Origin of the sequence: Micromonospora sp. NPDC049301, assembly GCF_040678715.1 — a bacterium.
In the GTDB taxonomy this organism is placed as follows: domain Bacteria; phylum Actinomycetota; class Actinomycetes; order Mycobacteriales; family Micromonosporaceae; genus Micromonospora.
The window spans coordinates 679,515-705,672 of the sequence record NZ_JBFAQO010000001.1; the positions used below are offsets into that span (position 1 = coordinate 679,515).

Genomic DNA, 26,158 nt, shown 5'->3' on the forward strand with positions numbered 1-26,158 from the left:
GCCGTACCACCGGGTGCGATCAGGAGCAGGCAGGGCTCCGGGGCCTGACCTACTTGAGGATCAGCCGGTTGGTCTGCTCGAAGACGTCGAGGTCGGCCAGGGTCTCGGTGACCGAGGCGGAGAGCGGGGCGGGGAACCGGTCCCGGGGGAAGAAGCCGGCGTCGGTGGTCTCGTCGGTGACCCGGGCCAGTTGCCCGTCCCACTCCTCCACCCGGAACGCCGTGGTGAAGATCTGGTAGGTGTGCCCGTACATGTTGGTGCTGGTCCGGTCCGGGCCGGTGTAGAGGGCGAACGCGCAGACCCGCAACGCCCGCAGACCGGTCTCCTCCCGGACCTCCCGCACCGCGCAGTCCGCGATCGACTCGCCCAGCTCCATGGCCCCGGCCGGCATGGCCCACTGGCCGTTGTCCGAGCGCTGGATCAGCAGGACGCGTCCGGCGTTGTCGCGGACCACGGCGCGGGCGCCGACGAACATCAGCGTCCGGTCCCCGGCCAGCGCGCGCAACTGCCCTACGTATGAGTCGGCCCAGGAGATGCTCACCTGCGACAATTTACGGGGGTTCCCAAGCTGTGACCGGCGACACTAGCTTGTTACCCATGCGTAGCACGATGATGGACGCCCCTCTGCAGGTCTCCCGGATCCTCGACCACGGCGCCACCGTGCACGGCACGGCCGAGGTGGTCACCTGGACCGGCGCCGAACCGCGCCGGATGACGTACGCCGAGGTGGGCCGGGTGGCCGCCCGGCTGGCACACGCGCTGCGTGACGAGTGCGGGGTGACCGGCGACGAGCGGGTCGCCACCTTCATGTGGAACAACAACGAGCACCTGGTGGCCTACTTCGCGGTGCCGAGCATGGGTGCCGTGCTGCACACCCTGAACCTCCGGCTCTTTCCCGACCAGGTCGCCTACATCGCCAACCACGCCGAGGACCGGGTGGTGCTGGTCGACACCACGCTCATCCCGCTGCTGGCCCGGGTGATCGGCGAGCTGACCACGGTGCGGCACGTGGTGGTGGTCGGCGGCGGCGACCCGGCACCGCTGGTGGCGGCGGCCGGCGACCGGATCACCGTGCACCACTGGGACGCGCTGCTCGCCGACCGGCCGGAGGTGTTCGACTGGCCCGAGGTGGACGAGCGCGACGCTGCCGCCCTCTGCTACACCTCCGGCACCACCGGCAACCCGAAGGGCGTGGCCTACTCGCACCGGTCGATCTACCTGCACTCGTTGCAGGTCTGCATGCCGGAGGGCTTCGGCCTCGGGCCGACCGACCGGGAGCTGGCCATCGTGCCGATGTTCCACGCCATGTCGTGGGGTCTGCCGTACGCCGCGTTCCTCTCCGGCGCGTCGCTGATCATGCCGGACCGGTTCCTCCAGGCCGCGCCGATCGCCGAGATGATCGCCGCCGAGCGGCCCACCCTGGCCGGTGCGGTGCCGACCATCTGGACCGACCTGCTGACGTACCTGGACAGCCACGACGTGGACACCTCCTCGCTCAAGGAGGTGATCGTCGGGGGCTCGGCCTGCCCGCCGGCGCTGATGCACGCGTTCGACGAGCGGCACGGCATCGACGTCATCCACGCCTGGGGCATGACCGAGATGTCCCCGCTGGGTTCGGTCTCCCGTCCGCCCGCCGGTGCGACCGGTGAGCAGGCCTGGCGCTACCGCTACACGCAGGGGCGGGTGCCGGCCGGGGTGCAGGCGCGGATCGTCGGCCCGCTGGGCGAGCCGCTGCCCGCCGATGGCAGGTCCGTGGGCGAGCTGGAGGTCCGCGGGCCGTGGGTGACCGCCCGGTACGTCGGCGACGACGCCCCGGACGAGGAGAAGTTCCGTGACGGCTGGCTGCGTACCGGGGACGTGGGCATCCTCTCGCCGGACGGCTACATCACGTTGACCGACCGCGCCAAGGACGTCATCAAGTCCGGCGGTGAGTGGATCTCGTCGGTGGAGCTGGAGAACGCGTTGATGGCCCATCCGGCGGTGCTGGAGGCGTGCGTGGTGGGCGTGCCGGACGAGCGGTGGGACGAGCGGCCGTTGGCCACCGTGGTGGTCCGGGAGGGCGCGTCGGTGACCGCCGAGGAGCTGCGGGACTTCCTGGCCGGCTCGGTGGCCCGCTGGCAGCTGCCGGAGCGGTGGGCGTTCATCGACACGGTGCCGAAGACCAGCGTCGGCAAGTTCGACAAGAAGGTCGTCCGTTCGCGGTACGCCGGGGGCGAGCTGACTGTCCGGGAGCTGAGCGCCCCGTAACGTTTTCCCGGGCGCCGTCGCCTGTTGAGGGAGGACTACTCCTGAGCATTCCTCCCCAGGGGCGGCCCCGGCGTTCGCACCGCGCCGGGGCCGCCCGTTCCACGCGGGGCGACCCGCACCGTCATTGTTGCGAAACTTGTTCGCCTCTGTCCTGATGACGGGGAAATCGGGTGGTCCGCGACCCGATCAGGCGTCACTCGTGTTGACCAGCACCTTGCCCACCGCCGAGTCTTCCACCGCCTGGTGCGCCGCGGCCGTCTCCGCCAGCGGGTGGTGGTGCAGCGGCAGGCCGGCGTCCGCGCCGACCCGGATGCCGCCCTGGGCGGCCGCCGCGGCCACGTCCGCGACCCCCTGCGCCTTGGCCGCCTTCGGCTCCGTGTAGACCAGCACGAACTGCCACCGGGCGTTCGACACCATCAGCGGCCGGATCGGGATGGTCAGCTCGGGCGAGCCGTCGTCGGCGTACGCGCAGACCGCCCCGCCGCTCCGGAGCACCTGCACGTCCGTCTGCGCGTTGCGGGCCGGAGAGACCTCGACGATCGTGTGGACCCCGTCGGGAGCGATCTTGCGGACCTCCTCGACCACGTCCTGCTCACGGTAGTTGATCACGAAAGAGGCGCCGGCCGACGCGGCGAGCTGGGCCTTCTCCGCGCTGCTCACCGTGGTGATCACCGTGGCGTCGGCCCAGCGCGCGAGCTGGATCGCCGCGTTGCCGACCGCTCCCGCCCCGCCCTGCACCAGCACGGTGTGGTCGGCCAGCGCGCCGGCGCGCAACGTGTCCGGCATGAACTCGCCGGCGGTCAGGCAGCGGTGCGCGGTGAGGAACGGGATGCCCAGGCTGGCGCCCAGATCGAACGAGGCGTCGCCGAGGCGGACCGCCTGCCGCACCGGCACCAGCGTGTACTCCGCGGCGGTGCCCCACGGCCGCTGCCAGGCCGCCTCCCAGATCCAGACCCGCTCGCCGATCAGATCCGGGTCCACCCCGGGGCCGACCGCCTCCACCACGCCCGCCCCGTCCTGCCCGGGGATCTGCCAGCCGGCGGCCGGCGCGGACGACCGGCGGGCCTTCCAGTCCGTCGGGTTCACCCCGGAGACCGCCATCCGGACCAGCACCTCGCCCGCTCCCGGCTCCGGCACCGGCCGGTCGACCAGCTGGAGCACCGAAGGGTCGCCGGTCTGCTCGTACACGATGGCCTTCATCCGCCGTCTCCTCACCCGTCCGGCGTGCGGCACCCGGGTCGGGCACCGCCGGCTGCGGTACCCCGCTCAGTCCCCGTCATGCCGAAGTCGCCGGGCCCGCAAAAAACCGTACAACCGGGCACGGCTCGGCAGGGACCGGACGGCTGTGACGGCCCGCACCCCCGGTCAGCCGGGCAGCGCGTCGACCGTCTCCGGGGTCAGCTCACCGATCGCGCCCAGTGTCACCGTGGCCAGCCGCGCGGCGTCCGGATCCAGCGGGTACGAACCATGCGGCACCGCCACCACCCGCATCCCCGCCGCCGCGGCCGACCGCACCCCGTTGGACGAGTCCTCCACCGCCACGCACCGCCCCGGATCGACGCCCAGCCGCCCCGCGACGCTCAGGTACACGTCCGGCGCCGGTTTTCCCCGCTCGGTCTCCTCGGTGGACAGCGTCGTGACAAAGGCGTCCGTCAGGCCGGTGGCAGCCAGCGCCGCCGCGATCAGCCGGGTCGGCGACGAACTTGCCAACCCCAGCGGCCACCGCGCGGCCAGCCGGCGCACCACCTGGTCGGCGCTGTCGATCAGCGGTACGTGCTCCCGGTAGCGCCGGGTCATCTCCTCGACCACCTCGTCGGCGACCTGCTCGGCCGTGCGCTCCACGCCCAGCTCACCGCTGAGATAGTGGGCCCACTCGCCGGTGCTCATGCCCATCAGCCGGCGCTGGGTGTCCGGTTGCCAGGTCCCGCCGTGCGTCGCCACGTACGCCCGCCGGACCTCCTCCCACACCGGCTCGGAATCCACGATCACGCCGTCCAGGTCGAAGACCACCGCATCCACCACGGGCCCATCCTGCCCGACCGGTGGGGGCCCGGTCAGCCGGGCAGCGCGGGCAACCCGATGGGGCTGCCCTCCGGGATCACCGTGTGGCAGGACCGGGCCATCGGCTCCAGCAGCTCGCGCAGCCGGTCCGTGCCGTCCGGGCCGAGCGCCCGCCACGGGTGCTCGGCGGCCCGGTCGGTGGCATCCTCGACCGCCTGGAAAGCGGCCCGCCCGTGCTCGGTGGCCGCGCCGTCCGGCGTCAACCAGCCCCGCTGCGCCAGCCGCTCACGGGCGGCCCGCCACTGCTCCTCGGACCAGCCCCGGCCGAGCAGGTTCTGCGGCGACATGTCCACCGCCACCCGCCAGGCCAGCGTCTCCACCGGGTCCAGGCCGGCGGCCACCAGCGCCGCCACGTGCCCGTCGCCCCGGTGCTCGCGCAGCGTCGTGGCGGCCTGCCAGAGCCGGGCAAGCGGGTACTCCCCGAGCGGCAGCGCGGCGTTGACCGCGCCGAGCACCCGGCCGGCGGTCTGCGTCGCCGACGCGGCCCGCTCCAGCAGGTCGGCGGCCTCCGCCAGGTGGGTCTCCGGCAGCTCGTAGGTCAGCTCCGCGAGAGCCTGCACGGCGCCGGTCAGCCGGGCGCGCAACGCCTCCTGCGGGGTGGCCAACCGCCAGACCGCCGGCAGCGCCCGGCTCACCATCGGTGGGGCGAAGTTGAAGAAGGCCGCGATCACCGGGGCCGCCTCGGTGGCGCCCAGCGGTGCCGCCCGGCCGGCGAAGTAACCCCGCCAGTAGCCGCGCAGCCCGACCGCCTCGTACGCCGCCCGGGCCCGGGGGTGGAAGTAGGTGACGGCGTGCACCGGCTCGAAGTGCGTCCACATCAACCGGGCCGTCCGCCCGGGCTCGTCCAGCGCCGTCACGTGCACCTCCGCGTCCCGTCCGGATGCTCACCCCGGGCGGCGGACCGCCCGGGGTGACGCCGAACCTACTGCCGGTGGGTGACGGGCCGGAAGCCCCATGTGAACAACTCCATCGCGCCCAGGCGACAACCGGGGCGATCCGGACGGGTCACTGGGCGGCGAGCACGTCGACCACGAAGCGCAGCGGGCCGGTCGGCCGGCCACCGGCAGCGGCCTCGTCGTTGCCGTACGCCAGCTCGCCCGGAATGTCGAGCTGCACCCGGCTGCCCACGGTCACGCCGACCAGGCCCTGGTCCCAGCCGGGGATGACCTGGCCCACGCCGATCGCGAAGGTGGCCGGCTGGCCGGCCTTCCAGGAGGAGTCGAACTCCTTGCCGTCCTTGTAGAAGACGCCCACGTAGTTCGTGGTGATGGTCTGACCCTTCTGCACCGCCGGGCCCGTGCCCTTGATCACCGGGGTGACCGCGAGCTTCTTCAGCTCGCCCTTGCCCGCCTCGACGGTCGGCTTGCTGCCCAGCGCCGGGTCGGCGCCCGCCGGCAGCTGCGGTGCGGGCGGCGCGGCGGCCTCGCCCGGGGCGGGGGCGGACGCGGAGGCGGACGGGGTCGAGTCGGCCTGGTTCGCCGGCTTGTCGTCGCCCCCGCCGACCAGCACGAAGACGGTGATCAGCACCGCCACCACGGCGACGCCGGCGAGTCCGCCGGCCCACGCCTGACGGCGCCGCTTCGCCTCGGCCGCCTTCTGCGCTGCCAGCTGGGCGGCCAGCCGCCGCCCCGCCTTGGTTGCCGGGCTCTGGCCCTCCGACCGGTTCTGCTGCGTGCGCTCGCTCACGTCGTCGACTCCCTGCTGCGAAGGTGTGGCCGGCACCCGGTGCCGGGGGGAAAGCCGACGCACACGGTACCCGCCGGACGGCCCACCGTGCCCACCCCGGACCGTCCGGATCGCTCCGTGGGCGCCCGTCCCGCGCCCGGCGCGACGGTTATTCCGGCACGACCATGAAGTCCGTCACGAACGAGGTCACCCCGCCGTCGGCGGCGCGCCCGATCCAGGTGCCGTAGCAGCCGTCGCCCCAGCCCGTGGCGACGGTGACGACGTTGGCGCCGGTGGCCTCGTCCAGCACCGCGGTGATCAGCCCCGGGACCGGCGAGGCGGGCAGCTCGGCCGGGATGAACACCGCTTCCACCTGGTCGTAGTCCCAGGCTTCCAGGACGGTCAGCGCCGTCGGGTCGGCGAGGGTGCCGGCGCCGGCGTCCACCCCGTACCCGAAGTAGTCGTCCGCGCCCAGGGCGGCGACGTCCTGGTCGCCGGCGACGGCCGGCTCCCACCGGACCGCCGGCGCGTCCCGGATCACCAGCTCCAGCGCGGCCACCCGGCGGTCCACCTCGGCGTCCTCCCGGAGCACCACAGCCACCCAGGCCCGGGCGGGATACCGCCCCGGGGGCACGGTGACCGTGAACGGCTCGGCCTCCGGGCAGACCAGCGGGTCACACCCGACCACCCGGCCGGTCGGCAGGACGATGTCGCCCACCGGGTGGGCCTCGATCAGGTACGAGCCGTGTTCGTCGGTGAAGCGGGCGCCGGGCGTCAACAACCGACCCAGGTCAGGGGTGTACGGCATGGCGGCTCCTCCGGTGGCCAGCGGCCGGCGGAGCGTACCCGGTCCGGCCGACGCCTCCGTCGCTGCCGTGCGGTCAGGCGGTCTTGCGGGGCGCCGTCTTCCTGGCCGCCGTCTTCTTCGCCGGCTCCGTCTTCTTCGCGGCGGTCTTCTTGGCGGCCTTCTTCGCCGGCTCGGCCTTGGCCGCTGCCGTCTTCTTCTCGGCGGTCTTCTTCGTGGGGGCCTTCTTCGCGGGAGCCTTCGCCGCCTTCTTCTCGGCCGCCTTCTTGGCCGAGCGGGCCGCCGAGATGGGCGTCGGCTCGCCACCGCCGCCACGGGCCGGCTGCTCGCCCCGGGCCGCCCGAGCCCGATCCACCGACGCCTTCAGCGCGGCCATCAGGTCCACCGCCGCGGCCGGCGCCTCCTCCACCTCTTCCGGCTGGACGACCTCCCGACCCTCCACCTTGGCGTCGATGACCTCCTGCAGGGCCGCCCGGTAGTCGTCGGTGAAGACGTCCGGCTCGAACTCGCCCGTCATCGAGTCGATCAGCGAGCTGGCCATCGCCAACTCCGGCGGGCGCACCTTGAGGTCCTCGTCGAGGAAGCCGAAGTCGGCGGTCCGGATCTCGTCCGGCCAGAGCATCGTGTTGAGCAGCAGCACGCCCTCGCGTACCCGCAGCGTGGCGAGCTGCTCCCGCTGGCGCAGCGCCACCTTGACGATGGCCACCCGCTCCGAGTCGAGCAGCGCGTCGCGCAGCAGCACGTACGGCTTGGTCGCCGTACCCTCGGGCTCCAGGAAGTACGCCTTGTTGTAGAGGATCGGGTCGACCTGGTCGGCCGGGACGAACTCCAGCACGTCGATCGCGCGTGAGCTGGTCAGCGGCAGGTCGGCGAAGTCCTCGTCGGTGAGGATCACCATCTCCCCGCCGCCGATGTCGTAGCCCTTGGCGATGTCGTCGTAGGTGACCTCTTCGCCGCAGACCGAGCAGGTGCGCTTGTACCGGATCCGGCCACCGTCCTCGCGGTGCACCTGGTGGAACCGGATGTCCTTCTCCTCGGTCGCGGAGTAGAGCTTCACCCCGATCGAGACGAGCCCGAACGACACGGCTCCCTTCCAGATGGCCCGCATCCTGTGCTCCCTTCCCCGGTATCGACCATGCTCGCATCCGAAGGAACCGGACGCGAGGTGTTCGGCCTGCTACTACAGTCGGGTCGTGCCCGGCGCGCCGCTCAAGCCGATGCTCGCGATGACCGGGCCGCTCCCGGCCGGTGACGGCTGGGCGTACGAGTTCAAGTGGGACGGGGTCCGCGCGCTCGCCGACATCTCCGCCGGCCGTCAGCACCTGTTCGCCCGCTCCGGCGTGGAGATCACCGCCGCGTACCCCGAACTGGCCACCCTCTTCGAGCAGGTCGACGACGCGCTGCTCGACGGCGAGGTGGTGCTGCTCGGCGAGGGCGGGCAGCCGTCGTTCACCGCGCTGGCCGAACGGATGCACGTCCGGGACCGTAACCGGGCGGCCCGGCTGGCGGCGGTCATGCCGGTGACGTACATGATCTTCGACCTGCTCCGGCTGAACGGCGACGACCTGACCGGCTGGCCGTACCAGCGTCGCCGGGAGGCCCTGGACGCACTCGCCCTGGGCGGTGCCCGGTGGGCGGTGCCGCCGGTCTTCGCCGACGGCCCGGCCACCTACGAGGCGGCCGGCGAGCACGGTCTGGAGGGCGTGATGGCCAAGCGGGTCGCCGCCGTCTACCGCCCCGGGGTGCGCTCACCGGACTGGGTGAAGGTCAAGCTGGAGGTGACCGGCGACTTCGTCATCGGCGGCTGGCGACCGGGCGCGCGCCGGATCGGTGGGCTGCTGGTCGGGGTGCCCGGCCCGGACGGCCGGCTCATCTACCGGGGCCGGGTCGGCGGCGGGATCGGCGCGGCCATCGAACGGCAGCTCCTCGCCGAGCTGGAGCCACTGCGCTCCGGCGCGTCACCGTTCGCGGCGGGTGTGCCGCGCGAGGATGCCCGGGGCGCCATCTGGGTAACTCCCCGGGTGGTGGTGGAGGTGAAGTACGGCCAGCGCACCCCCGACGGCCGGCTGCGTTTCCCCCGGGTGCTGCGGCTGCGCCCGGACAAACCACCGGAGGAGGTCGACGATGCCGGTTGACCGGTTGCGGGTGGACGTCGAGGGCCGCTCGCTGGAGCTGTCCAACCTGGACAAGGTGCTCTATCCGGCCGTCGGGTTCACCAAGGGCGAGGTGATCGACTACTACACCCGGATCTCGCCGGTGCTGCTGCCGCACCTGCGGGACCGGGCGCTGACCCGGATCCGCTTCCCCAACGGGGTGGGCGGCGCCTCCTTCTTCGAGAAGAACGCCCCGGCCGCCACCCCCGACTGGGTACGGCTGGAGACGCTGCCCGCCCCCGGGTCGAGCAAGGGCCGGGAGACCATCGACTACGTGGTCGCCGACGATCTGCCCACCCTGGTCTGGCTGGCCAACCTGGCCGCGCTGGAGCTGCACACTCCGCAGTGGAAGGTCGGCGAGCACCCGGACATGATGGTGGTCGACCTGGACCCGGGGCCGCCGGCCGGGCTCGCCGAGTGCTGTCCGGTGGCGGTGCTGATGCGCGACCGGCTCGCCGACGACGGCATCGACAGCTATCCGAAGACCTCCGGCAAGAAGGGCATGCAGCTCTGCTGCCCGATCGCCGGCACCCAGTCGTCCGATCTCGTTTCGGACTATGCCAAGCGCATCGCGCAGGAGCTGGAGCGGGCGCACCCGAAGCTGATCGTGTCGAAGATGGCGAAGAACCTCCGCCCGGGGAAGGTCTTCATCGACTGGAGCCAGAACAACGCGGCGAAGACCACGGTGGCGCCGTACTCGCTGCGCGCCCAGGACGTGCCGTCCGCCTCCACCCCGCTGACCTGGGACGAGGTGGAGGCCGGTGCCCGCGGCCGGAAGCCGGCCGTCCGCCAGTTCACCGCCGCCGAGGTGCTGGACCGGGTCGAGACGTACGGCGACCTGCTGGCTCCGCTGCTCGACGGTGGCCCGGAGTTGCCCGTCTGAGGCATGGCGGCGAGCGCGGTCCGAGCTGGGCGCCGTGGTCTTCGTCACTGACTGCGACGGCTGTCGTGCCCCCGGCCGCACCCGCTCGACACCTTTGCTCTGCTTACACGGACGCAACACCAGGTTGAGCTGCGGCTTCATGCTGGCTTCCGTGGGTGGCGGCCAAACCTCCGCTCGCGGAGCGTGAGTGTTGCGTATGGGTAAGCAGAGCAAAGGGTCTGGGGTGGTGTGCGGCCGGCCGGGGCATGGGATCACCCTGCGTGATCGGCCCGGCGCCCCCTCGCGGTGGACGCCGGGCCGGTAGGCACGCGGTGACGGGTCAGTCGCGGCCGAAGACCTTGCGGCTGGAGCCGAGGCGCAGGAGGACCGTCTCACCGGTGGCGTCCTGGACCGCGTCGTTGTCGGTGATCGCGTAGACCTCGCCGTTGCCGGCCACGGTCAGACCCTCCAGCTTCTCCTGCGTCCACCCCTTGGTGGCACGCAGCGCGGGAAGCACGTCGACGGCGAGCGTCTTCGGCAGCACCCGCAGTGGACCGGTCGCCGCGGCCCCGCCCGGCAGCGGCACCGTGTAGATCCGCTTCACCGTGGCGGCGGGGCCGTTCAGCTTGTCCCGCTCGATGACCGCGAGCCGGTCGCCGACCACCGTGATCTCGGAGAGGCCCATCCAGTCACCCGGGACGCTGGTGGCGTCCAACCGGTAACCGAACCAGCTCCAGGTGCCCGCAGCGACGTCGTACCGGCCCAGCCGGACCACGCCGGCCGGGTCGGTGCTCAGCTCGCGCTGCACGGCCACCCAGACGATCTCCCGGCCCTGCCGGTCGGTGGTCGCGGTGACCCCCTCCAGGCCCTGCTTCGCCAGGCCGGCGGCGACCTCCGTGGGCAGCGCGACGGTCTGCCGGGTAACCCCGGCAGCGTCCAGCCGGACGAGCTTGTTCTCCGGGCCCTTGGCGCCCTCGACGGCGAGCCAGAAGCCGCCCTGCGGACGGGCGAAGATGCCCTCCGCGTCGTACCCGACCGGTGCGCCGGTCGCGTCCTTCACCGGCAGCGCACCGGTGATCACGGCCGGCGTCCGCTTCGCGTCGATCGTGAGGATCCGGGTCTGGCTGTACGCCGCGTCGGTGACGCTGTAGAGCTGGTCCCGCGTGCCGGGTGCCGCGGTCAGCGCGCCGAGGGCGCCCCAACCGATCGGCGTACCCGCCCGGTCGGTGCCGGAGACGATGCTCGGGAGCGCCGGAGTGCCACGGCCGAGCTGGTAGAGCGACACCGAGGCGCGGACGTTGACCGAGGCGTCGTCCTCCTCGCTGGAGACGGCGAGCAGACCACGCGACGGGATGGGCAGCAGCCCCTCCGGACCGTTCGTGGTCGGCAGCACCTGCTTGAACACCGGAGCCGTCGGGCGGCTCAGGTCGTAGACGGCGACGAAGTTGCTCCGCTCCGAGCCGACGAAGGCGTACCGGACGCCGTCGTACTCGGCGGTGGCGACGCCCTCTGGCTCGGTGCCCTTCTTGCCGGCCCGGTCCTCGTTGTGCAGGCCGTAGGTGACGGCGAGCCGCTCGAAGGTGTTGCCGGCGTCCCAGGCGACCCGCCCGCTGCGGCTGTCGAAGACGGACCAGCCGCGGGTGCCGCCCCGCCAGTCACCCTCGTTGGCCGTGGCGAGGTAGCGGTCGTCGACCCAGGCCACCGCGTCCGGCTCGCGCGGCACGTCGGTGATGCTGCCGGTCAGGTTGATCGTGCCGTCCTTGACGGTGTCGATACCGCTGATCGTCGCCGTGCCCGCGCTGAACACCTTGGTGACCCGGCCGGTGGGCAGGTCGATCAGGGCGACGCCGTTGTTCTCCTGGAGGGTCACCGCCAGCTCGTTGCGGCTGTTGATGGAGACGTACTCCGGCTCCGGATCGGTCGGCGCGGCGAGGCCGGCCGCGACCAGCGCGGGCAGCGCCTGACCGTCGGCGCCGGTCAGCGGGACCGGGCGCAGCCGCCAACCGGCCGGCGTCCTGCCGGTCAGGTCGACGATCTGCACGAAGCCGGCGGGGAGCTGGGGCAGGTCGCCCTCCTCGCCGCCGGGTGGGGTGGCCTCCTCGTCGCGCTCGTTCTCGATGGCGATCGCGGCGTACCGCTGGTCCTTGCTGATCGCGATCGAGTCGGGCTGCCCGCCGAGGTCGAAGCTGGCGATCCGCTTGCGGCTGGCCAGCTCGATCACGTCCAGTCGGCCGGACGGCTCGGTGTAGCCGCTGCTGGTGTTCACCACCACCAGCACGTACTTCCCGACCACGGCGACCGAGGTCGGCTCGTCCTCGGCGTCACCGAGCTGGGCCAGGGAGAGGGTGCCGAGGCCGCGCGGTCGGTCGGCCCGGGAGATGTCGAGGAAGCCGATGCGCCGGGCCAGCGCGTCGGTGTGGATCAGGGTGCGTCCGTCCTCGCTGACCGCCGAGATCTCGGCGACCGTCGGGGTCGCCGGGTCCTCACCGGCCGGACGGTTCTGGAAGACGGGGTACGTCGCGACCCGGTCGAAAGCGACCGGACCGCCCTGGTGCCGCTCCCCGGCGGTCGCCGAGGTGGCGCCGCCGATGGTGGCTACCGCGACGCCGGCCGCGGTGAGCGCCGTGATTGCTCTTCTCACTGACAAGGAGTTCCTCCGTCTGCTGGTACCCGGTCGGAGGCTGGCACCCGAGAGGGAGCATCAGCTTGCGCGGACGTGAACAGCCGGCGAAGTACGGCGCAGCCGCCACCACGCGCCGCCGATGAGGGCCAGGGTGACCACGGTGACCGCTACGTCGCCGGCCAGCGCCGCCGCCGGCGACGCCGCAGAGTAGGGCGGAACGAGGTACGCGAAACCGGCGGCGGTGACCAGGCTCGCCGTGCCGGCGACGAGCACATGCCGCTGCCCCCAACCGGCGCGGGAGGACCAGAACGCGATCAGCCCTCCGGTGACGGCGGCGAGCGCCAGCGCGATGCCCACGCCCGGCCAGCCCGGCGTCAGGTCGGTGCCGAAGTGGACGAGGACGACCACCAGACCCACCCAGAGCGGGTGCGGTGCCCGGCGGACGCGTCGCGGGTGGGGGTCACGCCAGCGGGGCAGCAGTGCAGTCATGACGAGGGCGAGGACCACGGTCGCGGCGACGATGAGCTGGACCGGGCTGGCCAGGAAGCCCTTGCGGCCGCTGTCGGAGAAGATCAGCAGACTGCCGAGCAGGTAGACCACGCCGACCACGGCGAGCCCGGGTCGGCCGAGCCAGGGCCGGAGCCTGCGCCGCGGCCCGAGGAACGACTCGACGAGCACGATCGGCGCGCAGATGGTCAGCACGATGTGGTTGCCCACGTAGTCGAAGGCCTGGCGGACGCTGAACCCGAGCCCCGGCACGAGGGTCGCCTCGGCGGCGGCCCGGGTGTCGGCGTACTCCGTGTCGTCCAGGTAGCCGGGGTTGAACAGCGACTGGTCGACCAGGCCGGCCTGGAGCACGCCGAACGCGGCGGCGAGCAGCACGATCGCCGGCCAGCCCGCGCCGAGGTGCCGGGCGATCTCCCGGATCAGGATCGCGGCCCCGCCGTACATCGGCCCGAGGAAGACGACCACCGGAAGAAAGTCGGCGAGTACGAAGCCACCCCACGAGCACTCGGCGGTCCAGGGAGCGAGCACCAGCAGTGCCAGCACCGGCACGAGTTTCCGCCACCGCGACGGAGGCTGGTCGGCGGTGGCGGGCGGGTCGGGGGCGGCGGCGGGGTGCGGCTCGGCTGGCATGGCGCTCCTCGGCGGCGTGTCGGGGTCACCCGTACCCTGCGCCGGCCACCCGGACGGCGGCTACGGCCATCGGCCGACGACGGGTGCGACCAAAGTCGTTGAGTAGGGTGGTTCGACGTCGTCACCCGGGGAGCGTGGAGATGCAGCCAACCGCCACGGCCAACCTGTCGGTCCCGCCCACCGACGCCGAGCGCCCGCTGCTCAGCTACCGCGACGAGGCGACCGGCGAGCGGGTCGACCTGACCGCGCACCAGGTCGGCGCCTGGGCGGCGCGCAGCGCCAGCCTGCTGCGGGACGGTTGCGGGCTCGGCCCCGGCAGCCGCGTAGCGGTGCTGCTGCCGCCGCACTGGCGTACCGCCGCGGTGTTGCTGGGCGCCTGGGCCTCCGGCCTGGCGGTGTCGTTCCGGCCTCGCGCCACCGCGGGCCTTCCGGTCCTCGAACCGGGCGGCGACCGGCCGTTCGACGCGGTCTTCGTGACCCCCGAGCGGCAGGACGACTGGCTGGAGGACGTGCCGGACGGGCCGCACCGCTACCTCGTGGGCACCGGCCCGGGGCGGCTGGCCGACGTGCCGCTGGGCTGGCTCGACTGGTCCGCCGAGGTGCTCCGGTACCCGGACGCCACGCCGGACCACACCGCCATCCACCCGTCCGACCCGGCCAGCGCGGACGGCACCACCTACGGCGAGTGGGGCGCGATCGCCCAGGGGATCGCCGAGATGCTGGACCTGCGCGCCGGCGACCGGCTGCTGGTCGACGCGGCCGAGCACGAGCAGCCGCTGAAGTGGCTGCTGGCTCCGCTGTCCGCTGGTGCGTCCGTGGTGATCAGCGCCAACCTCGACCCTGCTCGGCGGGACGTCGTGGTCGCCGCCGAGCAGGTCACCAGGCTTCTCTAGGGACGTCAACCTTGGCCGTCGTCCAGGTCAGCCGAACGCGGCGGCGAACATGCCGGGTTCGTAGGAACCGCCCCGCTGGTGCACGATCACGGCGAGCCGGTTGGCCGCGTTGACCAGGGCGACCAGGGCGACCAGCGCGGCGATCTGGTCGTCGTCGTAGTGCTTGCGCACCTGAGCCCAGGTTTCGTCGGACACGCCCTGGTGGGCGTCGGCGAGTCGGGTGCCCTCCTCGGCGAGCGCCAGCGCGGCCTGCTCGGCCTCCGTGAAGACGGTGGACTCGCGCCAGGCGGCGACCAGGTTGAGCCGGACCGGGCTCTCACCGGCCGCCGCGGCATCCTTGGTGTGCGCGTCGATGCACCAGCCGCAGCCGTTGATCTGGCTGGCCCGCAGGGACACCAGCTCCTGCGTGGACTTCGGCAGCGGCGACTGCTGGATCACCATGCCGGCGTTGGCGAACCGCTTGGCGAACTTCATGGCGATCTCGTTGTCGAACATGTTGAATCGGGCGTCCATGGTTCCGTCCTTCACTCCCGGCGTTCGATCGGACGAACATGAGATGCCGGCGAGCAGAGCCCTGTGACAGCTCGGCAGGGTGACGACCGCCACAGCAGACCGCCTCGCAAAAAGCGATAACAGCGCTCCTCGGCTCCCTGCCGTTACACCCCACATCAGTGCTGTACGCAGGGCTTTTGCCGGTGCCACCGACGTGTTCTCATACCGGGAAGACGACGTCGTCGACCTGATCCTGGCGACCCCGCGCCGTCTCCATTCCCCCGAGAGGTGCACCGATGCACAGGAGACCAATCTTCCGACTGGCAGTCCTCACCGCCACCGCCGCGACGCTCCTGGCGTCCGGTGGCGGCTACGCCGCGGTGGCGGCACCCGTTCCCGTGCCCCCAGGCGTCGGCGTGTGTGAGCCGGGTGCAGACGAGCACAGCGTGGCCCGGGTCGCCGAGGGCGCCGCCGCCCAGGAGCCGGAGCTGTATTCCAAGAACGAGGCCAACGCCTACGGGGTGATCAAGGACGCCCCGCGCCTGGCCAACGGCGGCGTCACGGTGCCGACGGTCTTCCACATGGTCTCCGACCACGCCCTCAGCGCGGCCGAGACGACCAGGTGGAACAACCTGATCGCCGCGCAGATGACGGTGCTCAACGACTCGTTCGCGGGCCGCACGGCGGCGAACGCCTCCGACACGCCGTTCCGGTTCTCGCTCGTCGACACGACGTGGACGGTGAACAGCGCCTGGTACACGGTCGTGCCCGGCAAGAACGAGCGGGACATGAAGAAGGCGCTGTACACCGGCGACTCCCGCACGCTGAACGTGTACGCGGCCAACATCGGCGGCGGGCTCCTCGGCTGGGCGTACTTCCCGAAGGGCTACAACAACGGCCGCGACTACATCGACGGCGTGGTGATGCTCGACGAGTCGATGCCGGGCGGCACGGCGGGCAAGTACTCCCTCGGTGACACGCTGACGCACGAGGTCGGGCACTGGCTGATGCTGGAGCACACCTTCGCGCACGGCTGCTCCGCGTCCGGCGACTTCGTCGCGGACACCCCCCGCGAGGCGGCGCCGCAGTTCAACTGCCCGGTGGGCGCGGACAGCTGCACCGCACCCGGGCTGGACCCGATCCACAACTTCATGGACTACACGCAGGACTCCTGCATGAACATGTTCACCGCCGGACAGGCGGACCGGATGAGCGACGCCTGGGTGGCGTTCCGCGCCGGCGGCGCCGGGTAACCCAAGCCGGGTCAGGGGCTGGCGGGCTGCGTACCGCCAGCCCCTTTCCGTTCCTCCTCACCGGCGGTGCAGCCATGCCGCGCGCCGCGAGCAGGGCACGGTGTGGTCGGTCCCGGGCCGGTTCGGTCTCTTCACCCGTCCGGTGGAGCCCACCCGTTCCACCATGTCTCACGTTTCACCTGCTCCTACGCTTCGCCGAAGGCAGGTGGCACGGGCAAGGTGGCGGAAGGGCGATGGTGGTGTCGAGGCGTACACGTCGGACGGTGGCTTCGGCGGTGGCCGGCGCTCTGTTCGCCCTCGGTGTGGTCGCGCCCGGTCCGGCGGCGGCCCCGCTGCCCCGCCCGGCCCAGGCCGACGGCGATGTCGCCCCCGTTCCGAGAGAGCCGCGCCCACCGCTGCTCCCCGCCGACTTCCAGGGCACCGGCCGGTACATCGTGCGTGACCTCGGCATCGACGTGCCGTTCAGCTGGCAGGGCCGGGACGGCAACAGCCAGATGATCGCCGGTGGCCCGGACCACCCGATCTGGTTCACGAACCTGATCTACGAGAACACGCTCTACACGCTCACCTACAAGTGGCCGAACATCCCGCTGTTCCCGCCCCGCGCGTGCAGCAAGGTCCCGGGGTTCTTCAACCGGCAGATCTTCAACGACAAGCTGAAGACCGCCCGCTACGTGGGGCCGGAGATCCTGCAGGGGGACAAGGACCGGCACGTCGACCACTGGCGGGTCGGGGTCGTCGGCGGTTCCACCGTGCCGGGAGAGTTCTTCCGGTTCCCGCTCGCGCTCGGCGACATCTACGTCGACCAGCACGACCCGAGCCGGTGGTGGCAGGTGTTGCAGTTCGGCCTGCAGAACCTCTTCGACCCGGAGCTGGACGAGTGGTTCACCATGGACACCTTCGACCACCGTCCCGGCGAGGTCACCCTCCCCGACCGCTGCCCACCGCCCACGTCGTAACGCTGCCCGCCGCCCCGCGGTCACAGGGCGAACAGCAGGGCGGCGTCGAGGAGGACGACGACGGCGGTGGCGAAGTGGATACCGAAGGCGACGGCCTTCGTCCCGCCGTTGCGCAGCACGACGACGGTGTCGCCCAGCGGGTTGAGCGCGACGATCAGCATGAACCACGCGACCGCATCGGCAGTGGTGAAGGCGATCAGGGCGAGACCGAGCAGGCCGTAGCTGAAATCACGGAGGCCCTTGATCGTCAGGTAGGCGGGATCGCCGTCCGGCCGGGCCGGCACGCCGTACCCGGCAGCCGCAGGCTGGGGCACCAGCAGGAACCGTGCGCCGATAAAGGCGACGAGAAGGCTGAGTACGACGGCGAGCCCGTAGGCGAGGGGTGCCAGCATGGTCTGCTCCAATTCCTAGCGCTGCTAGATGTGGGAGCGACGCTAGCAGAGCATCGGCAGGATATCTAGCGGTGCTAGGATGAGCGTCATGTCGACTCAGGGGCGCCGGGAGCGCGAGCGGGCGGAACGGGAGCGGGCGATCGTCGCCGCAGCACGCGACCTGGCCCTGGCGGAAGGCTGGGACGCGGTGACCACCCGGCGGCTCGCCGCCGAGATCGAGTACAGCCAGCCCGTCCTCTACAGCCACTTCACGGGCAAGGACGCCATCATGGCGGCCGTCGCCGTCGAGGGCTTCGCCGAACTGGCCGCAGCGCTCGCCTCGGCCCGGGCCTCGGCCGCCGATCCCGGCCAGGCGGTCGCCGACGTCGCGGCGGCGTACGCCGCTTTCGCCGAGCGGCGGCCCGCGCTCTACGACGCGATGTTCACCCTTGCTGTGGACCTGCCGTTCGCCAGCCAGGAGGTTCCGACCGACCTGGCCCGGGGCTTCGCCGAGCTGGCCGAGACGGTGCGCCCGTTCGCCGGGGACGACGACCTGGAGGCGGTCACCGAGACGTTCTGGAGCGGCCTGCACGGGCTGGTCACGCTGATGCGCAGCGGCCGCCTCCGCCGCGCCGACCACGACCGGCGGCTGGCGGTGCTGGTGGACCGCTTCTCCCGGTGAGGCAGAGCGGGCGGTCGGGGCGTCAGTCGATCGTGGGCAGCTTCGGCCCGAGAACGTCGTCCGCGTCCACAATGGTGTACGCGTACCCCTGCTCGGCGAGGAACCGCTGTCGGTGTGCCGCGTACTCCGTATCAATGGTGTCCCGCGACACCACGGTGTAGAAATGCGCCTGCCGGCCGTCGGCCTTGGGCCGCAGCACCCGGCCGAGTCGCTGCGCCTCCTCCTGGCGTGACCCGAAGGTGCCCGACACCTGGATCGCCACCGCCGCCTCGGGCAGGTCGATGGAGAAGTTGCCGACCTTGGAGATGACCAGCGTGCGGATCTCGCCAGAGCGGAACGCGTCGAAGAGCCGTTCCCGTTCCTTGTTGGTGGTCGAGCCCTGGATGATCGGCGCGTCCAGGTATTCGCCCAGCTGGTGCAGCTGGTCGATGTAGGCGCCGATCACCAGCACCTGGTCGTCCGGGTGCCGGTCGACCAGCGCCTTCACCACCGGCAGCTTGGTGCGGGCGGTCGCCGCCATCCGGTAGCGCTCCTCGGCCTCCGCCGTCGCGTACGACATCCGCTCGGCGTCGGTCAGCGTCACCCGGACCTCGGTGCACTCGGCCGGAGCGATCCAGCCCTGCGACTCGATGTCCTTCCACGGCGCGTCGTACCGCTTCGGGCCGATCAGGCTGAACACGTCACCCTCCCGGCCGTCCTCGCGGACCAGGGTGGCGGTGAGCCCGAGTCGGCGGCGGGCCTGGAGGTCGGCGGTGAACCGGAAGATCGGCGCGGGCAGCAGGTGCACCTCGTCGTAGACGACCAGGCCCCAGTCGCGGGCCCCGAACAGGTCCAGGTGGGTGAACGCGCCGCCGCGCCGCGAGGTGAGCACCTGGTACGTGGCGATGGTGACCGGGCGGATCTCCTTGCGCTCACCGGAGTACTCGCCGATCTCCTCCTCGGTCAGCGAGGTGCGGGCGATCAGCTCCCGCTTCCACTGCCGGCCGGCGACGGTGTTGGTGACCAGGATCAGCGTGGTCGCCTTCGCCTCGGCCATCGCCGCCGCGCCGACCAGGGTCTTGCCGGCGCCGCAGGGCAGCACCACGACGCCCGATCCGCCGGCCCAGAACGCCTCCACGGCCTCCCGCTGGTACGACCGCAGCGTCCACGGCTTGCTGCCGTTCTTGCCGGCCTCGGCCAGCTCGATCGGGTGCGCCTCGCCGTCGACGTAGCCGGCCAGGTCCTCCGCCGGCCAACCCAGCTTGAGCAGGGCCTGCTTGAGCCGGCCGCGCTCGGACGGGTGCACCTGGATGGTGTCGTCGTCGATCTTGTTGCCGAGCATGCCGGCGAGCTTCTTGCTCTTGGCCACCTCGATCAGCACCAGCCGGTCCAGTGCCCGCAGCACCAGGCCGTACACCGGGTCGTTGGCGAGTTGGAGCCGGCCGTACCGGTCCATCGTCTCGGCCACGTCCACCAGCAGGGCGTGCGGCACCGGGTAGCGCGAGTACTTGATCAGCGAGTCCACCACGCCCTCGGCGTCGTGGCCCGCGGCGCGGGCGTTCCACAGCCCGAGCGGGGTCAGCCGGTAGGTGTGCACGTGCTCGGGAGAGCGCTCCAGCTCGGCGAAGGGCGCGATCGCCATTCGGCAGGCCTGCGCGTCCGGGTGGTCGATCTCCAGCAGCAGCGTCTTGTCCGACTGCACGATCAGTGGTCCACCGCTCACGCCAGGGTCCTCTCCTCCGGTTGGCCGCCGGTCGTTGCGCCTGCTTACCCGCCGCTGGCCGACCATCCAGTGTTGCACGGTGCCGACTGTCGGAAGAAAAATGCGCACGGGCGCAACCGACACGGCACTTGTGAACGTCTAGCAAAGGGACGACGGCCCAGGGGAGGTCCCATGAAGCGTGTTCGGATCATCTCCCGCCTTTTCGCCCTGGTGGTGGTCGCGCTGGTCGGTGCCGGTGCGTGTGCGTTCGATCCGCAGGCCAGCGGGGGTGGCGGCGGGGGAGCCGCCCCGGCAGGGGCGGCGGAACAGTCAACGGGGGCGAGCGGCACGCCCGGGCCGGACCAGCGCGTCCGGCCCGCGACGACCGCGCCGACACGGACGCCGACACCGGAGCCCACGCGAAGCACCACGCCGAAACCGACCCGCAGCGCATCCCCGGCGCCGGCCACGAGCACCGCCGCGGCCGCCGGTTGCCCGCAGGGTGAGCACCAGCGCGCCGTGGAGACCTACCTGGCCCGGTTGGGTGGGTTCGGGCCGGTGACCGTGGACGGCCGGCAGTCCGCCGCCGACTGCGCCGCGATCAAGAAGTTCCAGCGGCGGTACGGCATTCGCCCCGCGCAGGGTCGCGCCGGGCCGACCACGTACGACGTGGCCCAGCGGCTCGCCACCACCGATCCGGCCCGCTGCAAGGCCGGCACGGGCACCACGTTCTGCGTCGACCTGACCCGGCAGACGGTCTGGGCGCTCCGAGGCGGCAAGGTGATCATGGCGCCGACGGTGACCCGGACCGGAATGTCCGGCTACCGCACCCCGGCCGGCACGTACACGGTCAACTACCGCAACCCGAAGGAATGGTCCGACCCGTACGAGGTGTGGTTGCCGTACTGGCAGCACTTCACGCAGGGGATGGGCTTCCACGAGACCACGACCTACCTGCACGAGAAGTCGATCGGCTCACACGGCTGCGTCAACCTGCTGCACGACGACGCCGTCCGGATGTGGGAACTGGGGAAGGTGGGCACCCGGGTGGTGCTGATGGGCCGGCGCCCCGGCACCTGAGCGACTCGCCCGGATCGGGGTTTTAACCCCTGTCACAGCGGTCCCCTGAGTGACACCCTGGGAGTCCAGGGCCGAACGGGGCGGGGAGGCTGGGGCATGACGGTCGACCGTGACGTGATCGAAGCGCACGAACAGGCTCCACCCCACGAGGTGTCCCGCGCGACCGTGGTCGCGTACGCCGTCGCGGCGGCGCTCCTCGTCGCGTGGTTCCTGTTCGGTTGGCTGGTGCTGCGGCAGGGCTTCGTCGACTCGGTCGGGGAGTCCGCCGGCGCCGGCTTCGCGTTGCTGCTGATCATCTCGGTCGTCGGCACCGTACGCCGCAGCCGACGCTGACCGCGCTCCGTCAGTCCGCCAGCACCGCCGCGGTGACCCGGTGCAGCGCGAAGGTGTGCAGCATCTCGGTCCGTTCGTCCTCGGCGCGTAGGTAGCCGGCGCCCATCGAGACCGGCTTGACCAGCCGGGACGCGGTCGCCCCGTGCGCGTCGACGTATCCCACCCAGACCAGCGCCCGGTCCCGGACGGCCTGCTGGAGCACGGCCAGCGCCTCGCTGTGCGTGTGCGCCGGCACCGGGCCGCCGCCGAGCCCGGCTGCTCCGCCGCGCACCACGGCCGGTGCCCGCCGGGCCGCCCGTGCTGCCGCCTCACCCCGCCGGATGTGCTCCACCACGCCCAGCAGTCGGGGCATGGGCAGCTTCGGGGCAACCAGCGGGTCCAACGCCCGGGTCGTCACCGGCACCCGGGCCGGGGCCCGCCGGATCCGGGGCCGGGACAGCACGGTGCCGCCGCTGCCGTCCTCCTGCGCCGGCGCGTACCCGGCGTCCCGCAACGCGCCCAGCAGCCGAGCGACCTGGTACGGCGTGATCAGCACGGTCGGCGCGAGCCGGCGCAGCGTCAGCGACTCCAGCCGCCGGTCGGCCAGCACCTCGCTGAGCAGCGTCTCGTCGTCGCTGCGCAGGTACGCCCCGGCCAGCCCGGCCCGCAACCCGCCGTGCTTGCGGGCCACGTCGTCCACGAGGTAGGTGAGCCCCTGCGGTACGGGGGTACGCGACCGCCGCCGGAACACGTCGTGCAGGTCGTCGGCCGAGTAGCCGGCGTCCAGCGCCCGCCGCACGCTCGCCGTGGTGACCCGGTGCACGCTGGCCCCGCCGGCCGACTCGGGTTCGGTCATCGCCTCCAGCTCGGCGGCGAGCGCCGGCTCGGGCGGCCCGGGCACCACCACGGTCAGGTCGGCCTGCACCAGGAAGTGGTCGACCGGGGCGGGCAGCAGGGCGTCCAGCGCCCGGGCTGCGCTGGACGGGTCGCCGCTCTCGGCGTCCGCGTGCAACCCGAGCGGATCGTCGCCGCCCGGCTCGTCGGCCGAGGTCACGTCGGCGAGCAGCAGCCGGCCGTACGACGTGAGCGCCCCCAGGCCGGTGACGCCGAGCTGCGCCGCCTCGGTCAGCACCTCCCGGTGGGCGGCCTCCCGGCCCCGGCTGCGCCGCGGCGCCCGCCAGTCCAACAGGTCCTGTACCTCCTCCGGAGTGGGTGAGGTCGCCGGTTCCAGGTCGGCGAGCACGCCGAGCACCGCCCGCCGGGTGGCCGGGGCGCCGGCCCGCTCGGCCTCGGCGGAGAGCGGGGTGATCGGTCGGTCCCGGTCGTCGCGCCGCCCGACCAGCCCGACCTGCCGGGTCATGGTGAGCCAGGCGCGGGCCAGCTGCTCCCAGCGCTGAGCGAGCGAGGCGGCCCGCCACACCTCGTACCCGCCGGTCGGCAGCACCTGCTGATCCGCCCCGTACCGGGTGGTGGTCGAGCCGGGCAGCTCCAGCTCACCGGCGAGCCCCGCCGCGTACGCCACCTCGAGCAGGAGCGCGGTGGTCGGCTCGTCCAGCGCGGCGGTACGGGCCAGCCGGCGCAGGTCCCGTACGCCGATGCCCCCGGAACGCAGCACCGGCGCCGGTTCGGCGGCGAGCTGCTCCAGCAGCCCTTCGGTGTGCCGGACCACCTCCATGGTCTGCCCGGCCCCGGCGGAGTCGACGGCCTTCGCCTCGCGGGGCGCGGTGGCCACCGGCGGCGGGCTGGTGCGCAGCGGCCCGAGGGGGCCGCTGTCGCGGCGCAGCAGCAGGCCGACCTCCCGGGGCAGCTCGACCGTGCCGGTGGTCGTCGACGAGCCGGCCGAGACGGGGACCAGCAGCCGGTTGTCGACCAGCCAGCGAACCGGGGAGCCGGTCGGCGCGCCGCCGTTGGTCGGGTCCGAGAGCAGGGCGTCGTCCGCGCCGAGCGGCGGTGCCTGCAACGCGCCCGGGGGCACGCTGCCGACCGGCGGCCCGGCCGCCAGCCGGTCCAGGATCGCCCGGGCCGAGGGAGGCGCGGCGAGCAGCGTCCGGCGCAGCTTCGCCGGGTCCGCGCAGAGCGCGGCCGCGCGAGGGTCCAGGTCCGCGGCCGGCCGGCCGAGCCCGGCGGGGTACGGAGCCACCTCGTCGACGGCGGGCACCACCTGGAGCGCGTGCTCCGGCCCGTACAGCAGGAAGAGGGCGCGCAGCCGGCCGACGGCGGCCCGAACGGCCGTCGGAGCCGGCGGGTGAGGGCCGGCGGTCGCCATGGCGAGCACGGCCTCGGTCGCCGTGGTGCCCCCTTCCGGGTCCCGGGTGAGTCGGGCGGCGTCGAGGATCTGGAGGGTGAACTGGTCCAGCCCGTCCAGCGCGCGGGCCACCGAGACCCGGGACTGGGCCCGGATGGCCAGGGCGGAGATGTCGGCAGGCACGGGCACGACGAGGTCGGGCCGCAGCTGGAGGAGCGCGGCCAGCGCATCGTCGGGCAGCGACCGCAGGTGGTCGGCGAGTGAGGTGGTCATCGTCTTACCACGCTAGCCCGGCACCGGGCCGTCGCGCCCCTCGGACGTCCGCCCGGCCGGGAGTGGCCCTGTACGTTTCTCGGCATGCGCGCACCGACCGTCGGATTCGACCTCGACATGACGCTGGTGGACTCCCGTCCCGGCATCGCCGCGACCTACCGCGCGCTGACCGCCAGGACCGGGGTGCCGGTGGACGCCGACCTGGCGGTGTCCCGGCTCGGCCCGCCGCTGCGCACCGAGATCGCGCACTGGTTCCCGGCCGAGCAGGTCGAGTCGGCCGTGCAGGTGTACCGCGAGCTGTACCCGGCGTACGCGATCACCCCGACGATCCCGCTGCCCGGCGCGCGGGCGGCGATCGAGGCGATCCGCGCGCGCGGCGGCCGGGTGCTGGTCGTCACATCCAAGATCGGGCGGCTGGCCCGACTGCACCTGGACCACCTCGGCCTCACGGTCGACGAGCTGGCCGGCGACCTGTTCGCCGAGGAGAAGGCGACCGCCCTGCGGGAGCACGGCGCGACCCACTACGTCGGCGACCACGTGGCCGACATGGTGGCGGCGAGGGTGGCCGGGGTGCCCGGAATCGGCGTCGCGACAGGGCCCTGCTCCCCGGACGAGCTGCGCGCCGCCGGGGCGGAAGTGGTGCTGGACGACCTCACCGGATTCCCAGCGGCGCTCGACGGGATGATCCAGCTAGCCTTGGAGCAGTAGCGGCTCAAGTGAAGCAGGGGTTTTCAGGTGCCTACGGGTCGAGTGAAGTGGTACGACACGGCCAAGGGATACGGCTTCGTCACCAGTGACGAGGGCGGCGACGTGTTCCTGCCCAAGGGCGCGCTGCCGGCGGGCGTCACCGACCTCAAGGGTGGTCAGCGGGTCGACTTCAGCGTGGTCGACAGCCGCAGGGGCGCGCAGGCCATGGGAGTCAAGCTGCTGGACGCGCCGCCGTCGATGGCGGAGCTGCGGCGCCGGCCGGCCGAGGAGCTGCACGGCCTTGTCGAGGACATGATCAAGGTGTTGGAGGCGAAGGTCCAGCCGGATCTGCGCCGTGGCCGGTACCCGGACAAGAAGACCGCGCAGAAGATCGCTCAGCTGGTCCACGCGGTCGCGCGCGAGCTGGAGGTCTGAGGCACCAGCCCGGCGTCGGCGGCCCGGTCGAGCAGCGCCGCGACGGCGGCGAAGCCGGCCTCGCCCAGGTCTGCGGTGAACTCGTTGACGTAGAGGCCGATGTGCCGGTCCACCACGTCGAGTTCCATCTCCTGGGCGTGCGCGAGCACGTACTCGCGGCTGGCCGCCGGGTCCGCCCAGGCCTGCCGGACCGACTCGCGGACCCAGCCGGCTGCCGCCTCCGGGTCCACCGCGCCGCGCCGGGCCAGGATCGCGCCGAGGGGGATGGGCAGGCCGGTGTCGGCCTCCCACCACTCGCCGAGGTCGACCAGCGCGGTCAGGCCGTGCCGGTGGTAGGTGAACCGGGCCTCGTGGATGACCAGCCCGGCGTCGTAGCGGCCGGCCGCGACGCCCGGCATGATCTCGTGGAACGGGACCACCTCGATCCGGGCCGGCGGCCGCCCCGCCGACCAGAGCCGGAACAACAGGTACGCGGTGGTCCGGTCGCCCGGCACCGCCACCGTGGCGCCGGTCAGGTCGGTGCGGTCCGGCCCGCCGGCGCGGTCGCCCCGGGTGAGCAGCAGCGGCCCGCAGCCACGGCCGAGGGCGCCGCCGCAGGGCAGCAGGTGGTAGTCGTCGAGCAGCCACGGCAGCGCCGCGAAGCTCACCTTCACCAGGTCGAACGCGCCCCGCTCGGCTGCCGTGTTGGTGACGTCCACGTCGGCGTACGTCACCTCGACCGGCGGTGCGCCCGGCACGCGACCGTGCACCAGGGCGTGGAAGACGAACGTGTCGTTGGGGCAGGGCGAGATCGCCAGGGAGAGCGCCACGCCTCCACCGTAGCCCCGCCCCCGCGGGGTAGTCGTGTGCGGTCCCGTGCCTGTGACCTGCCACGGTTGCGCCGCTGTCCGTGCTGGCCGGCGAGTACGAGCGGCTGAGACCCGGTCAGAAGCCGTCGGTCCCAGCCGTCGGGCCCCAGCCGTCGGGCCCCAGCCGTCGGTCGGGCCACTGCCGCAGGTTCTGGCGCTCACTGCCGTCTGCTCGCCAGGCACCGTCGGGTAGGGGATGTCACTGCTGCGTCCTGTAGAGCTGCCCCATGTGTGGGGCGCGGTGCCAGGCGTGGCCACCGCGGTCCCCTGTGGGGGCGGTGCCAGCGGGTGGTCGCCGTGTGGGGGCGGTGCCAGCGGGTGGTCGCCGTGTGGGGGCGGTGCCAGCGGGTGGTCGCCGTGTGGGGGCGGTGCCAGCGGGTGGTCGCCGTGTGGG

25 protein-coding genes are annotated in these 26,158 nt (G+C 72.8%); 11 read left to right on the forward strand and 14 right to left on the reverse strand.

What is annotated here, in order from left to right; translation table 11 throughout:
• Positions 1–49 precede the first annotated feature (49 nt).
• The gene (locus tag AB0K07_RS03235) at positions 50–541 is read right to left on the reverse strand and encodes an NUDIX domain-containing protein (RefSeq protein ID WP_363750570.1); all 492 of its coding nucleotides are present in this window, start codon (positions 539–541) and stop codon (positions 50–52) included.
• A gap of 56 nt (positions 542–597) precedes the next feature.
• On the opposite strand from AB0K07_RS03235, the gene AB0K07_RS03240 reads away from it, so the two are divergent.
• Positions 598–2,247, forward strand: coding sequence for a fatty acid--CoA ligase (locus AB0K07_RS03240; protein ID WP_363750572.1), 1,650 nt, complete (start codon positions 598–600; stop codon positions 2,245–2,247).
• Between the two features lie 186 nt (positions 2,248–2,433).
• On the opposite strand, the gene AB0K07_RS03245 is transcribed toward AB0K07_RS03240, so the two are convergent.
• From AB0K07_RS03245 to AB0K07_RS03270, 6 genes are all read right to left on the reverse strand, one after another.
• Positions 2,434–3,447: an NADPH:quinone reductase gene (locus tag AB0K07_RS03245; RefSeq protein ID WP_363750574.1), complete on the reverse strand. Its 1,014-nt coding sequence runs from the start codon at positions 3,445–3,447 to the stop codon at positions 2,434–2,436.
• 165 nt (positions 3,448–3,612) lie between these two features.
• On the reverse strand, positions 3,613–4,269 hold the full coding sequence (locus AB0K07_RS03250) for an HAD family phosphatase (protein WP_363750576.1): 657 nt from the start codon (positions 4,267–4,269) through the stop codon (positions 3,613–3,615).
• A 32-nt stretch (positions 4,270–4,301) separates the two neighbouring features.
• Entirely contained in the window at positions 4,302–5,126 is an 825-nt protein-coding gene (locus AB0K07_RS03255) for a hypothetical protein (protein ID WP_363751408.1), read from the reverse strand.
• Between the two features lie 187 nt (positions 5,127–5,313).
• Entirely contained in the window at positions 5,314–6,030 is a 717-nt protein-coding gene (locus tag AB0K07_RS03260) for an FKBP-type peptidyl-prolyl cis-trans isomerase (RefSeq protein ID WP_363750577.1), read from the reverse strand.
• A 112-nt stretch (positions 6,031–6,142) separates the two neighbouring features.
• The gene (locus tag AB0K07_RS03265; RefSeq protein WP_363750578.1) at positions 6,143–6,781 is read right to left on the reverse strand and encodes a DUF4241 domain-containing protein; all 639 of its coding nucleotides are present in this window, start codon (positions 6,779–6,781) and stop codon (positions 6,143–6,145) included.
• Positions 6,782–6,854: 73 nt separating this feature from the next.
• On the reverse strand, positions 6,855–7,886 hold the full coding sequence (locus AB0K07_RS03270; RefSeq protein WP_363750580.1) for a Ku protein: 1,032 nt from the start codon (positions 7,884–7,886) through the stop codon (positions 6,855–6,857).
• 85 nt (positions 7,887–7,971) lie between these two features.
• On the opposite strand from AB0K07_RS03270, the gene ligD (AB0K07_RS03275) reads away from it, so the two are divergent.
• Positions 7,972–8,913 (forward strand): non-homologous end-joining DNA ligase, encoded by a 942-nt coding sequence (gene ligD, locus AB0K07_RS03275; RefSeq protein ID WP_363750582.1) that lies wholly within the window; start codon positions 7,972–7,974, stop codon positions 8,911–8,913.
• Positions 8,903–9,814, forward strand: a complete 912-nt coding sequence (gene ligD / locus AB0K07_RS03280) for a non-homologous end-joining DNA ligase (RefSeq protein ID WP_363750584.1) — start codon at positions 8,903–8,905, stop codon at positions 9,812–9,814. The genes ligD (AB0K07_RS03275) and ligD (AB0K07_RS03280) overlap by 11 nt, the downstream gene beginning before the upstream one ends.
• Before the next feature lie 319 nt (positions 9,815–10,133).
• Here the strand turns inward: ligD (AB0K07_RS03280) and AB0K07_RS03285 are convergent, their stop codons facing one another.
• Complete coding sequence (locus AB0K07_RS03285) at positions 10,134–12,434, reverse strand: esterase-like activity of phytase family protein (RefSeq protein ID WP_363750586.1); 2,301 nt, start codon at positions 12,432–12,434, stop codon at positions 10,134–10,136.
• A 60-nt stretch (positions 12,435–12,494) separates the two neighbouring features.
• Positions 12,495–13,553, reverse strand: coding sequence for a hypothetical protein (locus tag AB0K07_RS03290; protein ID WP_363750588.1), 1,059 nt, complete (start codon positions 13,551–13,553; stop codon positions 12,495–12,497).
• A gap of 140 nt (positions 13,554–13,693) precedes the next feature.
• On the opposite strand from AB0K07_RS03290, the gene AB0K07_RS03295 reads away from it, so the two are divergent.
• The gene (locus AB0K07_RS03295) at positions 13,694–14,446 is read left to right on the forward strand and encodes a TIGR03089 family protein (protein ID WP_363750590.1); all 753 of its coding nucleotides are present in this window, start codon (positions 13,694–13,696) and stop codon (positions 14,444–14,446) included.
• Positions 14,447–14,473: 27 nt separating this feature from the next.
• On the opposite strand, the gene AB0K07_RS03300 is transcribed toward AB0K07_RS03295, so the two are convergent.
• Positions 14,474–14,959, reverse strand: coding sequence for a carboxymuconolactone decarboxylase family protein (locus AB0K07_RS03300; RefSeq protein ID WP_363750591.1), 486 nt, complete (start codon positions 14,957–14,959; stop codon positions 14,474–14,476).
• Positions 14,960–15,234: 275 nt separating this feature from the next.
• Between AB0K07_RS03300 and AB0K07_RS03305 the strand changes: the two genes are divergently transcribed.
• On the forward strand, positions 15,235–16,191 hold the full coding sequence (locus AB0K07_RS03305; protein ID WP_363750593.1) for a zinc metalloprotease: 957 nt from the start codon (positions 15,235–15,237) through the stop codon (positions 16,189–16,191).
• 263 nt (positions 16,192–16,454) lie between these two features.
• Positions 16,455–17,150, forward strand: coding sequence for a hypothetical protein (locus tag AB0K07_RS03310; RefSeq protein ID WP_363750595.1), 696 nt, complete (start codon positions 16,455–16,457; stop codon positions 17,148–17,150).
• A 20-nt stretch (positions 17,151–17,170) separates the two neighbouring features.
• On the opposite strand, the gene AB0K07_RS03315 is transcribed toward AB0K07_RS03310, so the two are convergent.
• The gene (locus AB0K07_RS03315; protein ID WP_363750597.1) at positions 17,171–17,542 is read right to left on the reverse strand and encodes a DUF4267 domain-containing protein; all 372 of its coding nucleotides are present in this window, start codon (positions 17,540–17,542) and stop codon (positions 17,171–17,173) included.
• Between the two features lie 88 nt (positions 17,543–17,630).
• On the opposite strand from AB0K07_RS03315, the gene AB0K07_RS03320 reads away from it, so the two are divergent.
• Positions 17,631–18,203: a TetR/AcrR family transcriptional regulator gene (locus AB0K07_RS03320; RefSeq protein WP_363750599.1), complete on the forward strand. Its 573-nt coding sequence runs from the start codon at positions 17,631–17,633 to the stop codon at positions 18,201–18,203.
• Positions 18,204–18,225: 22 nt separating this feature from the next.
• On the opposite strand, the gene AB0K07_RS03325 is transcribed toward AB0K07_RS03320, so the two are convergent.
• A complete protein-coding gene (locus tag AB0K07_RS03325) occupies positions 18,226–19,905 on the reverse strand; it encodes a DNA repair helicase XPB (RefSeq protein WP_363750601.1) in 1,680 nt (559 codons plus the stop codon).
• A 171-nt stretch (positions 19,906–20,076) separates the two neighbouring features.
• Here AB0K07_RS03325 and AB0K07_RS03330 point away from each other — a divergent pair, with 171 nt between their 5' ends.
• Both AB0K07_RS03330 and AB0K07_RS03335 read left to right on the forward strand, forming a co-directional pair.
• Complete coding sequence (locus tag AB0K07_RS03330) at positions 20,077–20,964, forward strand: L,D-transpeptidase family protein (RefSeq protein WP_363750603.1); 888 nt, start codon at positions 20,077–20,079, stop codon at positions 20,962–20,964.
• A 96-nt stretch (positions 20,965–21,060) separates the two neighbouring features.
• Positions 21,061–21,297: a hypothetical protein gene (locus AB0K07_RS03335; protein ID WP_363750605.1), complete on the forward strand. Its 237-nt coding sequence runs from the start codon at positions 21,061–21,063 to the stop codon at positions 21,295–21,297.
• A gap of 10 nt (positions 21,298–21,307) precedes the next feature.
• Here the strand turns inward: AB0K07_RS03335 and AB0K07_RS03340 are convergent, their stop codons facing one another.
• Complete coding sequence (locus AB0K07_RS03340; protein ID WP_363750607.1) at positions 21,308–23,794, reverse strand: helicase-associated domain-containing protein; 2,487 nt, start codon at positions 23,792–23,794, stop codon at positions 21,308–21,310.
• A gap of 84 nt (positions 23,795–23,878) precedes the next feature.
• Between AB0K07_RS03340 and AB0K07_RS03345 the strand changes: the two genes are divergently transcribed.
• Positions 23,879–24,502: an HAD hydrolase-like protein gene (locus tag AB0K07_RS03345; protein WP_363750609.1), complete on the forward strand. Its 624-nt coding sequence runs from the start codon at positions 23,879–23,881 to the stop codon at positions 24,500–24,502.
• A gap of 27 nt (positions 24,503–24,529) precedes the next feature.
• A complete protein-coding gene (locus tag AB0K07_RS03350; protein ID WP_088986676.1) occupies positions 24,530–24,916 on the forward strand; it encodes a cold shock domain-containing protein in 387 nt (128 codons plus the stop codon).
• On the opposite strand, the gene AB0K07_RS03355 is transcribed toward AB0K07_RS03350, so the two are convergent.
• Positions 24,877–25,725: a 1,4-dihydroxy-6-naphthoate synthase gene (locus AB0K07_RS03355; RefSeq protein WP_363750611.1), complete on the reverse strand. Its 849-nt coding sequence runs from the start codon at positions 25,723–25,725 to the stop codon at positions 24,877–24,879. The two genes, AB0K07_RS03350 and AB0K07_RS03355, sit on opposite strands and share 40 nt — an antisense overlap.
• Positions 25,726–26,158: the final 433 nt, after the last annotated feature.